This window comes from Candidatus Tisiphia endosymbiont of Dascillus cervinus (assembly GCF_964026405.1).
Taxonomy (GTDB): domain Bacteria; phylum Pseudomonadota; class Alphaproteobacteria; order Rickettsiales; family Rickettsiaceae; genus Tisiphia.
The window spans coordinates 498,365-510,678 of the sequence record NZ_OZ032146.1; the positions used below are offsets into that span (position 1 = coordinate 498,365).

Consider the following 12,314-nt stretch of genomic DNA (forward strand, 5'->3'; position numbering starts at 1 on the left):
GTATAATGATGAGTCAGGCTAATACTAAGGTCAAGAAAAAAAGAAAAAATATCACTCTTGGTGTTGTTCATATAAAGACAACTTTTAATAATACTATTGTTACTTTTACGGACGTGCAAGGTAATGCTATAGCTTTTTCAACAGCAGGTACACATGGTTTTAAGGGGGCTAGAAAAGCTACGCCTTATGCTGCTCAAATAACTGTTGATAAAGCCTCAGAAGTTGCAAAAGAACACGGTCTGAAAACTGTTTCAATTAGAGTGCAAGGTGCAGGGGCTCAAAGGGAATCGGCTATGCGTGCGGTATTTAGTCAAAATTTTATAGTTACGTCAGTTTTAGATGTTTCGTCTGTTGCACATAACGGTGTTAGAGCACCAAAAAGAAGAAGAGTATAGGGGCATAGGTAAATAATGTTATCATTAAATAAAAACTGGAGTGCATTAATAAAACCTTCTAAGATAGTTTATGACAGTCCTGATAAGAGTAGTAATATAGTAAAAATTGTGGTTGAACCTTTAGAGAGAGGATTTGGTTTAACAATAGGTAATGCTATGAGGCGAATTCTACTCTCATCTCTTCAGGGTGCTGCAATAACATCAATAAAGATACTAGGGGTGGTGCATGAATTTTCTGCTATACCTGGGGTTAAGGAAGATTTAGTTGATGTAGTTTTGAATCTTAAGTCTGTGGTCGTTAAGATGCATTCTTCGGAAAGAAAGATTGTCAGATTAAGTGCTACTGGTCCTTGCGTTGTAACTGCTGGGATGATTGGAACAGGGCATGATGTGGAGGTACTAACCCCTAACCATGTGATTTGTACTTTGGCAAAAGGGGCTCAGCTTGAAATGGAATTAGTGTGTGAGACGGGAAAAGGGTATGTTCCCGCTGCAAGCAGCGTTGGTTCGGAATTAGCTATTGGCGTTATCCCAATAGATGCGTTATTCAGTCCTGTAAGAAAGGTTACCTATAAAGTTGATAATACACGTGTTGGTCAAGTTACAGATTATGACAAATTGATTATGACCGTTGAAACTAATGGTAGTATTTCTCCGGAGATGTCTATAGCACTTGCTGCTAGAATTCTGCAAGATCAGTTACAATTATTTATTACATTTGAAGAACAAACAGAAGATAAACAGGATAAGTTAGAAGAATTAGCATTTAATCCAACTTTGTTGAAGAAAGTTGAGGAATTAGAATTATCTGTTAGATCTCAGAATTGTTTAAAAAATGAAAATATAATTTATATAGGTGATCTTGTTATCAAAACAGAAGCAGAAATGCTTAGAACTCAAAACTTTGGTAGAAAGTCTCTTAATGAGATTAAGGATATATTATCAGGCTTTGGTTTAAAATTTGGTATGGACATACCAGGATGGCCTCCAGAAAATATTCAGGAACTATCTAAGCGTTATGAAGATCCATATTAATAAAACCTGAATTAGATGTAACAGGTTATATCTAATTCAGGGATACATATAGAAACAATCAGGTTTGAAGCAGTTCGTCACCTGATTGTTAAATATTAATTTGCTAATAATCTTAATTTTTATATGATATAAAAATAAGATTATTTAGTGGTAATAGATTAAAATGCATTCGTAAAAGCCGCTTCAAGAATGCATTTTTCCTTATAACAAGCCAATTCGATATAAGAATTAACAATTCTTATATCGAATTGAGGTTAATAAAAAGGTAATAACATGCGACATAAAATTAAGGGTAGAAAGCTTAATAGAACAAGTAGTCATAGACAGGCGATGTTTGCTAATATGGCTGCTGCACTTGTGATGAATGAGCAAATAAAAACAACTTTACCTAAGGCTAAAGAGCTTAGACCATATATTGAAGTACTAATAACTAAGGCCAAGAAATCTGATTTAGCGACTAGAAGAATGTTGCTTGCTAAAATCAAAGATAAAGTTGCTACTGAAAAACTTATTAGTGTTTTAGGTAAAAGATATAGTGAACGTCCAGGTGGTTATACTAGGATAATAAAGGCTGGTTTTCGTTATGGAGATATGGCATCAGTAGCTTATATTGAGTTCGTTGATAGAGATGTAAATAGTAAAGGCTGTATGACCCCAAAAGTAGAAAGTCATAACCATGAAGAACAAAACTAATAAATCTGTAGGAAAATAATAAATATGGCTAATCATTCATCAGCAAAAAAGGCAATAAGACAAACAATAAAAAAAACTTTAATAAATAAGAATAGGTCAAGTAGAATTAAAACATATATAAAAAAAGTTTTGCAAGAAGTTATTAGTGGCTCAAAAGAATCAGCTAAATTAGCTTTGACTGTTGCACAATCTGAAATAATGAAAGGTGTAACAAAAAACATTATCAAATTAAATACAGCCTCACGTAAAATCAGTAGATTATCTCAAAAAATTAAAAATATGAATTAGCTTCTAGTTTCTTGTGTATGCCTTTTATGTAATACCAATCTCGATGAAAGACAGTTTAACAGCCTAGGGTGTATTATCCCTGCCTTATTACTATTACCCACATTCTAGATTTGTGGGACGTCGTATATGACGTCAGTAGGTTCAAATATACGACTTTTAAAAGATGCAGGTAATAGTAGGTATGCAAGTGAGGATTCGAGAACAAAAAGGAGTGTTCACGAATTGATTCCTTTTGGTAATTTTGTTGTCAAAATTTGCTTTCGTTCCTCATGGACATATTATGTACTGCTTGAGGTTATTTGGCTACTCTTTTACTCAGAAATTCCTCAAAAATTATTCAATTTGTGGGTACTTCCTAAAAATAATGAACATATAGACTATAGAAATGAAACCTTTACAGAAGCTAGATAGAAAATGTATGCAAGGACCTAGTTGAGAGGGATATGCTAAAGATTTCAGCCTTTATTATCACAAAAAATGAAGCTACTAGGATTGCAAGAGCTATCAACAGTGTTAAGGACATTGTCGAGGAGCTTATTGTTGTTGATAGTGGGAGTACTGATGATACAGTACAAATTGCTAGAAATTTAGGAATCAAAGTGATTTTTAACGAATGGAATGGTTATGTTAAACAAAAGACTTTTGGCGAAAATTTATGTCAGAATGACTGGATATTAAATATTGATGCTGATGAAGAACTATCAAAAGAATTACAAGATGAAATAGAGTTTATATTTGCTTCAAATAATCAAGCTAATTATTTAGCTTACCGTACTAAAATTGTTATATTGCACCGTAATGATCAGAAGGTTCGTCGTTTTGCTCCTTATAATAAATGTATCAGATTATATAATCGTAAATATAGTAGTTTTTCTAATAATAACACTACTACTCATGATTCGGTGTTGTTTAATCCAAATATTAATTCACAAAACAAAATCTATGATTTAAATGGTATAATTTATCATAGGTCTGGCACGTCAATTGAGCAACTAGTAGCTAAAGCAAATTTTTATTCCTCCGAGCAAGCAAAAGATTTAGTTAAATTAGGTAGGAATCCATCAAAAACAAGAATTGCTACAGAAAGTATTTTTTATTTTTTAAAATCATTTTTTATAAGACGATATTGGGTATTTGGTTTTGATGGTTTTGTTGATTCTATGATTTTTGCTTTTGCACGGTTTATAAGACTTGCTAAAGCAAGAGAGTTGTTAAATAATAAAAAAGACGATAGCAACATAGAAGCGTAGATTACATCAATAGCCTACAATTTTTGTAAGGAGTTTAGTAGTAAGCTCAGCATATAGACATAAGTACAGGGCAGTTTAAAAGTTGTTACCAGTGGGTGGTATAAATATAGATTTAGCTTCTATCGATGTTATACCAGCCTCGGTGCGGGAAAGCAATGTTCTGAGGGGATATTTATAGATTGTAGACCCTTGTTTTGCAGGGGGTCACCAATTCTATTACTATGACTCAAACATTTCTATATTGGCTATAATGTATATAAGGCTATACACTAGTTATGGTTGAAACATTTTCATGTTAGCTACACTACTACTTTCTGTAAATAAAATTAAAAAATTTTAAAATAATTACTTGCATAAAATAAAATTTTACTGTATATGTGACTAGAAAACAATAAAACCGTTTGACACGGTTCTTTTGTTATCAGAAATTATACTCAAATCATTTGAGTATAATCGAAGTTGAAAATGAATAGATTAAAGAGAAGGTTAGCAATCTAATCAGAAATATGGTAAAATTCAAATGACACTAGGGAAGATATTAATAAGTCGAAGATCCTATATATATGGACTATTATTTGTTGCAGTATCGGTTGTTGTAGTGATAGTTTCTATCAAAAAAGTAGTCAATAGACAAGCCTCAACACAGCAAGTGGACAATCAGGCTGTCGTAATTCCTGTTGAAGTGGTTAAGGCTCAATATTCAGAGGAGACAAATGATATATTGGTTACAACAGGCAAAACCTTAGCCTATGAAACCCATGCAGTTAAAGTCAATACAACAGGAAGAATTAAAGAACTTGACTTGCCTATAGGTAGCTATGTTAAAAAAGGTGATATTTTAGCGGTATTAGATACCACGCAAATTGACTATCTGATTGAACTAGCAAATGAAGAGTATCGTCTTAAAGAGAAAAAAGCTAATGCGATGAAGCAGTTATTGGATAAGAATCTAATTAGATATACAGAGTATGTGAACCATAACATAGAATACCTTGATGCTAAACAAAAATATTATACATTACTTGATGAAAAAACCAATCATTATGTTGTTGCCCCATTAAGTGGAATTGTTGAACGAAAACTTGTTACTGTTGGAGAGCTTGTTACACAAAAGGATAAAATAGTCGTTCTTTATGATATTCATATTATCAAGGTTGCGTTTGGTCTTGATGAAAGCGACTATCAAAAATTTAAAAGTGCGGGAGGGAGCTATGTCAACATCTATATTCCCGCTTTAAATTTAGCCCTTAAACTAAGTGATTTTAAAACTTCAGAAATTGCCCAAGATAAGAATCACTCAGTTTATATTGAAGCATTGATTCCAAATGATGATAATTCAATCATGCCGGGCTTATTTGTTAACGTAAATGTTATTTTCAATGGTAACAAGCAACGGATAAAATTACCAAACTCAGCTGTTTTCTTTGACTCTTATTACTATGTTTATATTATTGAAAATAATACAGCTAAAAAAGTAAGGATTGAAATAGGTGATAGTGATAGCCAAAGTGTAGAGGTAGTTACTGGCATCAAACCGAATGACCAAGTGGTTATTTCAGGAAAGAAAGGATTGCATGACGGAGTCAAGGTTTTGATTGAAGATGAGACAACTCACTCAACAATACGAAATAGGTCATAACTTATTGACGCACCGGAATCGAAACTTGACAAATTATAATAATAGTTTGATAAATTAAGAACATTTCAATTTATATTTACAATATATTAATACTTTTTCTGATAGTTGGAGAACTAAATACAAATGAATAAAAAAATCCAAAAACTATACTTTCTTATGATACTGCTATTTTGTAGTTCTGTTAATGCTCTTGAGAATAATGATAATAACACAGCTAAACTTAAGCAATTAAACGCAATTCAAGCAGGTGCTATACAGGACCTGATGAAGAAGAAACTTGAGCTTCAGGCAGAATTAGAGAAAACAGTGCAAGAATTGGAGGAATCTCAAAATAATAGTAGTAATACCTCAGATAACTCACATTCTTCATCAAATACTGGACAAAGAACTACAGGAGGCAATAATGTTTCTCCAGAACAGTATATTAGTAATAATCGTAATACTCAAGATAATGCAAGTTCTCAAATTAATTCTAAAGTATATGTAAATAATGATGACAAAAATCTTGATATTATAAAAGTTCCAAATATTACTGATTCTGTGCAGAAACCTAATTCATCACAAACTAATCAATCACAAAGTGCTATACTTGGAGATTCGAACCAACAAGAACTAATGTTAGGTGATAATAAGCAATCGAATAATCAAATTGACCAATTGGATTCAGATGGTGAACCACTGGAAACACATGAAAATACTTCGAAATTTGAACTATTGCAGAGTGATATTAAGGAAGCTGAAGCAAAATTATTAGATTTGCAGACCAAAGAAGATAATTTGAATAATGCTTATATGGAGAAAAAATTAGCATTTGAAAAACTAGAGCAACTGCAATCACAATTGCCTAAACAATCGGAGATAAAAGATAATTCATTAAATCAGCTGCAAAATCAAGAGACTAAAAAAAATGTGGCTGAAAATGCGGCTGCTTTACAGGGTGATTTGGAGGCTCAAAAGAAATTGCTTGATGATTCACAACAACAGATAAAGTCCTTAAAGAACAAGATTAAAGAAAAGAAAACAGCATTAAAACAACCTATTACGAATCATCATACTGAACTTAAAAAGCAGAAAAATCAATCAGTTAAAAAGATTCAAGGCAAGATTAAAGGTAACTCAAAAAAGACAGAAAAAAATGCAAAAAATCAACAGGCAACACTTAGTGCAGCAAAAGATTTAGGATATAATGCGTTGAATACAGATTTACAAGCTAACTTGGCTGAAGATAGAAAAGATCATGAGCAAGTTCAGCAAGAATTAGAAAAAAAGAAAGAAGAAAATAAGGATTTGCAAGAGCAGATAACAATCTTAAGTAAAGATAATGATGGTTTGGAGAAGGATTTATTAGATGCTAGAAATAATGCAGAAGCTTTGACTAAAGAGAAGGATGATGCCGTTAAAGAGCTAGCGGTAAAAGGTCAAGAAATAGCAGATTTGACTAAAGTAAAGGATGATGCCGTTAAGCAGCTAGCAGAAAAAGGCAAAGAAATAGAAGCTTTGACGGAAGCTCATAAAGCAAAAGAGCAGGAAGTTGCAGATTTGTTTAAAGAAAAACAGGAGGCATTAGCAGAGCAGGCTAAGTTAACTGAGGAGGTTGAAGCTCATAAAAAACAAGTTGCTGATTTGAATGTAGAAAAAGATGAGATGGTTAAAGCTCATGAAGAAAAGATTGAAGTTGTGACTAAAGAGATTGCAGATTTGAAGCAAGCTCAGGTAGCAAGAGATCAGCAAATAGCAGATTTGAATAAAGCCCAGAAAGAAAAAGAAGAAAAAATTGTAGCTTCTACTAAAAAAATTGCTGATTTGAATGCAATTTTGGATAAAGAAAAACAGGCGGCATTACAAGAGCAGGCTAAGTTAGCTGAAGCGGTTGACGCTCAGCAAGTAAAAGAGCAAGAGCATGCAGTACAAATTGCAGATTTGCTTAAAGAGAAACAGGCAAAAGATGACGCATTAAAAGTAGCACAGGATAAGTTAGATGAAACAGTTAAAGCTTATGAAGCAAAAGAGGAGGAATTTGCAGAAAAAATGGCGGCTTTAACTAAAGAGAAACAGCAGCAAGATACGGAATTACAAAATGCACAAGATAAGTTAACTGAAGAGGTTGAAGCTCATAAAAAACAAGTTGCTGATTTGAATACAGAAAAAGATGAGATGGTTAAAGCTCAGAAAGCAAAAGAGCAGGAGCATGAAGCAATTGCAGCTTTGAATCAAGCAAACGAGCAGGCATTAGAATTAGCTAAGAAGGAATTTGAAGAAAATAAAAAGCAGTTGGAAAAGAACTTAGTAGATGCTGAGAAAAATGCAGAAGCTTTGACTAAAGCAAAGGATGATGCCGTTAAAGAGCTAGCGGTAAAAGGTCAAGAAATAGAAGCTTTGACGGAAGCTCATAAAGCAAAAGAGCAGGAAGTTGCAGATTTGCTTAAAGAAAAACAGGAGGCATTAGCAGAGCAGGCTAAGTTAACTGAGGAGGTTGAAGCTCATAAAAAACAAGTTGCTGATTTGAATACAGAAAAAGAAGAGATGGTTAAAGCTCAGAAAGCAAAAGAGCAGGAGCATGAAGCAATTGCAGCTTTGAATCAAGCAAACGAGCAGGCATTAGAATTAGCTAAGAAGGAATTTGAAGAAAATAAAAAGCAGTTGGAAAAGAACTTAGTAGATGCTGAAAAAAATGCAGAAGCTTTGACTAAAGCAAAGGATGATGCCGTTAAAGAGTTGGCAGCAAAAGGTCAAGAAATAGCAGATTTGACTAAAGTAAAGGATGATGCCGTTAAGCAGCTAGCAGAAAAAGGCAAAGAAATAGAAGCTTTGACGGAAGCTCATAAAGCAAAAGAGCAGGAAGTTGCAGATTTGCTTAAAGAGAAACAGGCAAAAGATGACGCATTAAAAGTAGCACAGGATAAGTTAGATGAAACAGTTAAAGCTTATGAAGCAAAAGAGCAGGAATTTGCAGCACAAATAGTAGCTTTGACGGAAGATCAGAAACAATTTGTGGAAGATAAGAAGCAGTTAGATGCAAGAATTGTAGCTTTGACTGAGGTTCAGCAAGTAAAAGAGCAGGAGTATGAAGCAAAATTAGCAGAACTGAATAAAGAAAAAGAGCAGGCGGCTAAAGAGCAGAAAGTTCTAGAGGAAAAAATTGTAGCTTCTACTAAAGAAATTGCTGATTTGAATGAAATTTTGGCTAAAGAAAAACAGGTGGCATTAGAAGAGAATGCTAAGTTGGCTGAAACATTTGCAGCTCAGCAAGATGTGTTAGCAAAGAATCAACAGGGACTGCTAGGTTTGAATCAAGAAAGAGAGAAGATAGCTAAAGAGCTAGCAAATTTGACTGAAGTTCAAGCAAAGAAAGAACAGGAGTATGAAGCAAAAATAACAGCTTTAACTGAAGAAAAACAGGTAAAGGGTGAAGAATTCAGAAAGGTAAAGGGTGAGTATGAAGAAGTTCAGCAAAAATTAGTGGAAGATAAGAACAAATTTAAGGAAGAAAATAAGAATCTGCAAGAACAGATGATAGCCTTAGAGGATGGTACGAAACAGTTGGATGAAAGAATTTCGGCTTTGAATCAAGCAAACGAGAAGGCGGTTAAAGATTTAGAAGTTCAGAAAGAACAAATAACAGCTTTGACTAAAATTCAGCAAGAAAAAGAAGAGCAAATTGCAGCTTTGACTAAAGTACAACAGAACAAAGATGACGAATTAAAAGTGTTACAGGTCAAGTTAGCTGAGGATCTTAGAACTCATAAAGCAAAAGAGCAATTGGTTAAAGCCTATGAAGAAAAGATTGAAGCTGTGACTAAAGCTCAGGAAGAAAAAATTATAACTTTGATGAAACAAAAAGATGAAGTGGCTAAAGCTAAGGAGAAGTTGGAGAATAGTTTAAAAGTTGCTAATAATGAAAAAGATGCTATTCAGGCTAAATTTGATAAAGCAGAAGAATCAGAAAGGTTGGCACAGGCTGAGATAACAAATAAGCAACAGGCATTAGAGTCAGTTCAGAAAGCATTAGAAATAGAGCAGACCAAATTTAAGGAAGAAAGTGAGAATCTACAAAAAGAGATGACAGCCTTAGAGGATGGTAATAAGCAGTTGGAAAAGAACTTAGTAGATGCTAGTAACGAAAAAGATGTTGTACAGGCTAAGTTAGAGGAAGTGCTTAGAAATCACGCATTAGACAAACAAAGATTAGAGCAAGAGAATAAGGTAGCGGTGGAGAAGTTAGCAGAAGTTAATGAAAAATCACAACAACAGATAGAGGCTTTGACTAAAGAAAGAGATGCATTGGATGGAGTGACTACGAAGCACGCAGCTACGATAGCAGAGAGGGACAAGGAATTAGCGGATGCTAATGAAAAATCACAACAACAAGTACTTGCTTTGACTCAACAAAATGATGATGCACAAGCTAAGTTAGTTGAGTTTGCTCAAATGCTTGAAGCTAACAAATTGGAAAAACAAAGTGCCCAAGACAGTATAGAAGAATTGGAGAGATATAATAAGCAGTTGGAAGAAAAGTTAGCAGATGCTAAAGATGATATACTAAACAATGAGAGAAAGGTTTTTGATGATGAACATGCTAAGAAAGAGGGAATTTTAGCAGAAGAAGAGGAAGGCATAAATAAGCTAGTAGAAGCTATTGATAATGAGCATGCTAAAAATGTAGAAATCTTAAAAAAAGAAGGGGAAGAGGTAAATAAGCGAATAGAAGATATTCATAAGAAGTATGCTGAAAATGTGGAAACCTTAGCAAAAGAAGGGGAAGACATAAATAAGCGAATAGAAGCTATTGATGATGAGTGTGCTAAAGATGTGGAAACCTTAGCAAAAGAAGAGGAAGAAATGAGAAAACAGATAAAAAATGTTTATGATGACTATGCTAAAGATATGAAAATCTTAGAAGAAGAAGGGGAAGAAATAAAAAGACAGATGCAAGACCTCGAAAAAAAAGAGAGGGAAAGAGTACAGCAGATAAAAGAGCTTGAGAATCAGTGTGCACTGGTGACTGGACAAGCCCAAGAAACGTTAAAGGATCAAATAAGTAAGCAGAAACAAGAGAATGATAGTCAGCGTAAGAAAGATATGGAAGACTTTGAAAGAAATGAGGAAAAGAGAAATCAAAAGATACAAGCACTTAAGGAGCAGCATATGAGTGCTTTGAGAGTCTTCGAAAGAGGTGAGAAAAAAAGAAAAGAAGCTATAGAAGAAGCTAAGCAGAAGTATGAGAGTGCGAAGAAATTCTACGCAAACAAAGAGCAAGCGAGAGTTCAAGAGCTAAAAACACTTCAGGATAAGCATGCGGTTGCTCAGTTAGGCTTCAAAAAAATTGAGCAAGCAAGAAAAGACGGGATAACAAAGGCTGATGAAGACTATGCGAAGGCTCAGCAAGCCTTCGAAAGAGGCGAGAAAAAGAGAGAGCAAGAGATGGGAAAACTTAAGGATACGCATGCGACGGCTCAGAAAAATGGCAAAGCAAGAGCGGGAGAAAGAATGAAAGAGATACAAGATATTATAAATAAGCAGGCGAAGGCTCAGAAAAGCTTCGATGAAGATGATAAGAAAAAAAATAACGAAATAAAAGAGTATAGGACTCAACGTGATAGTGCTCAAAGAATCTTCAAAACACAAGATGATCTAGTAAGTAAGAAGATACAGGAGCTTGAGGGGAAGTACAAGAAGGCAAGAGGTCAGAGCAAAGAGAAATTAGATGCACAGATGCAAGTATTTAGGGATGAACGTGTGGTTGCTCGCAGAAAATTCGAACAAGATGATGATGGGATAAATAAGGAGATACAAGACCTTATGGATGCACGTACAGAGGCTTATAGATTATTCACAAGAAATGGGGACAAAAAAGATAAAGACTTAAAAGAGCTTCAGGATAAGCATGAGAGTGCTCAGAAATTCTTCGTGACAAAAGAGGAAGAAAGAGCTAAAGAGATGAAAAAACTTGAAGATAAGCATGGGAATGAACGGAAAAGCTTAGAAAAAAAAGAGAAAGAGAGAGATGAGACACTAAAAAAGCTTGATGAAGACTATGCGAAGGCTTACCAAACCTTCGTAAGAGGTGAGAAAAAAAGAGCTAAAGAGCTAACAGATCTTGAGGAGAAGCAAGAGAAGGAACGGGCAGCCTGTATAAGAAGTGAGAAGAAAAAAGCTGATGAACTACAAAAGCTTGAGAATGAGCATGCACAGCTTCGTCAAGACTTCGAAGCAAGACAGGACAAAATAAATAAAGAGATACAAGAAATTAAGGTTATGCCTGCGAATGCTCTTGCTCTGCAAGATTCTGCAAAAACAAAAGTGCCACTAAATCAGAATAGAAAATCCATTATGGAGAAGAGTGGGAATGTTACGGGAGTCCAGAGACAGTCTGTTAATCAACGAAACTCATCAGGAGTAAAAACAGCAACTCAAGACTTAACTAATGTGCGAAATGAAATGAAAAAGGTACAGGGGAGCAGTACACCATTGAATAGTAATAATAATAGTGTAACTTCTAGAAGCAATCGTTCAATTAGTAGATCTAGTGTAAGTAGTATAGGTAGTGTAGGTGATTTGACACAATCTCCTAATCCATTAGATCAGAAACGTGCTGAAACTAAGCTACTAGTAGAACAACAGAGCAAAAAAACTCCAGTTGTAATTCCAAAAGCATCCCCAACTGAGGTAGCTAGTCCAGTAAAAATAGTAGGAACTGGGGCTAAGAACGTACTAAGAGAACAAGGACAGAATGGTTTAAGAGAACAGAATATTCCTCAACTTGTACCCTCAAAGCGGTCTGCAACTGAAGTAATCGATCCAGCGGTAGTAATAAAAAAAGATACTGTTGTAACTCCAGCTGTAAATGGAATAGACAATACCAAGCTGCCATCCAATACCCTGCGAAGATCAGCAAATACAACTAGAACCTCAGCTGCACCTAGAATAAGCCATGGCTACATCTCGCAAGACCCAGCACAGAGGAAAATAGGGGTGCAGGGTCCTACTAAGAATATTAGGGATTAATATGAAAAA

The 12,314-nt window shown here is 34.5% G+C and carries 8 protein-coding genes; all 8 read left to right on the top strand.

Annotated features, from left to right (window positions below; translation table 11 throughout):
- The first annotated feature begins 8 nt into the window (after positions 1 to 8).
- Positions 9 to 395, top strand: coding sequence for a 30S ribosomal protein S11 (rpsK, locus tag AAGD19_RS02470; RefSeq protein WP_341748194.1), 387 nt, complete (start codon positions 9 to 11; stop codon positions 393 to 395).
- 15 nt (positions 396 to 410) lie between these two features.
- Positions 411 to 1,430, top strand: a complete 1,020-nt coding sequence (locus tag AAGD19_RS02475; RefSeq protein WP_341748195.1) for a DNA-directed RNA polymerase subunit alpha — start codon at positions 411 to 413, stop codon at positions 1,428 to 1,430.
- A gap of 273 nt (positions 1,431 to 1,703) precedes the next feature.
- Positions 1,704 to 2,123 carry a 50S ribosomal protein L17 gene (gene rplQ, locus AAGD19_RS02480; protein ID WP_341748196.1) on the top strand — a complete coding sequence of 140 codons (420 nt, stop codon included), beginning with the start codon at positions 1,704 to 1,706 and terminating at the stop codon, positions 2,121 to 2,123.
- A gap of 24 nt (positions 2,124 to 2,147) precedes the next feature.
- Positions 2,148 to 2,411 carry a 30S ribosomal protein S20 gene (rpsT, locus tag AAGD19_RS02485; protein ID WP_341748197.1) on the top strand — a complete coding sequence of 88 codons (264 nt, stop codon included), beginning with the start codon at positions 2,148 to 2,150 and terminating at the stop codon, positions 2,409 to 2,411.
- A gap of 126 nt (positions 2,412 to 2,537) precedes the next feature.
- Positions 2,538 to 2,822, top strand: a complete 285-nt coding sequence (locus AAGD19_RS02490; RefSeq protein ID WP_341748198.1) for a hypothetical protein — start codon at positions 2,538 to 2,540, stop codon at positions 2,820 to 2,822.
- A 32-nt stretch (positions 2,823 to 2,854) separates the two neighbouring features.
- Positions 2,855 to 3,661 carry a glycosyltransferase family 2 protein gene (locus tag AAGD19_RS02495; protein ID WP_341748199.1) on the top strand — a complete coding sequence of 269 codons (807 nt, stop codon included), beginning with the start codon at positions 2,855 to 2,857 and terminating at the stop codon, positions 3,659 to 3,661.
- 598 nt (positions 3,662 to 4,259) lie between these two features.
- On the top strand, positions 4,260 to 5,300 hold the full coding sequence (locus tag AAGD19_RS02500; protein WP_341748200.1) for an efflux RND transporter periplasmic adaptor subunit: 1,041 nt from the start codon (positions 4,260 to 4,262) through the stop codon (positions 5,298 to 5,300).
- A 123-nt stretch (positions 5,301 to 5,423) separates the two neighbouring features.
- Positions 5,424 to 12,305 carry a hypothetical protein gene (locus AAGD19_RS02505; RefSeq protein ID WP_341748201.1) on the top strand — a complete coding sequence of 2,294 codons (6,882 nt, stop codon included), beginning with the start codon at positions 5,424 to 5,426 and terminating at the stop codon, positions 12,303 to 12,305.
- The last annotated feature ends 9 nt before the right edge of the window (positions 12,306 to 12,314 follow it).

Bases quoted from the DNA above. Each gene is read 5' to 3' on its own strand.
- rpsT (WP_341748197.1), top strand. From the start codon at position 2,148: ATGGCTAATCATTCATCAGCAAAAAAGGCAATAAGACAAACAATAAAA.
- rpsK (WP_341748194.1), top strand. From the start codon at position 9: ATGAGTCAGGCTAATACTAAGGTCAAGAAAAAAAGAAAAAATATCACT.
- AAGD19_RS02505 (WP_341748201.1), top strand. From the start codon at position 5,424: ATGAATAAAAAAATCCAAAAACTATACTTTCTTATGATACTGCTATTT.
- AAGD19_RS02495 (WP_341748199.1), top strand. From the start codon at position 2,855: ATGCTAAAGATTTCAGCCTTTATTATCACAAAAAATGAAGCTACTAGG.
- AAGD19_RS02490 (WP_341748198.1), top strand. From the start codon at position 2,538: ATGACGTCAGTAGGTTCAAATATACGACTTTTAAAAGATGCAGGTAAT.
- rplQ (WP_341748196.1), top strand. From the start codon at position 1,704: ATGCGACATAAAATTAAGGGTAGAAAGCTTAATAGAACAAGTAGTCAT.
- AAGD19_RS02475 (WP_341748195.1), top strand. From the start codon at position 411: ATGTTATCATTAAATAAAAACTGGAGTGCATTAATAAAACCTTCTAAG.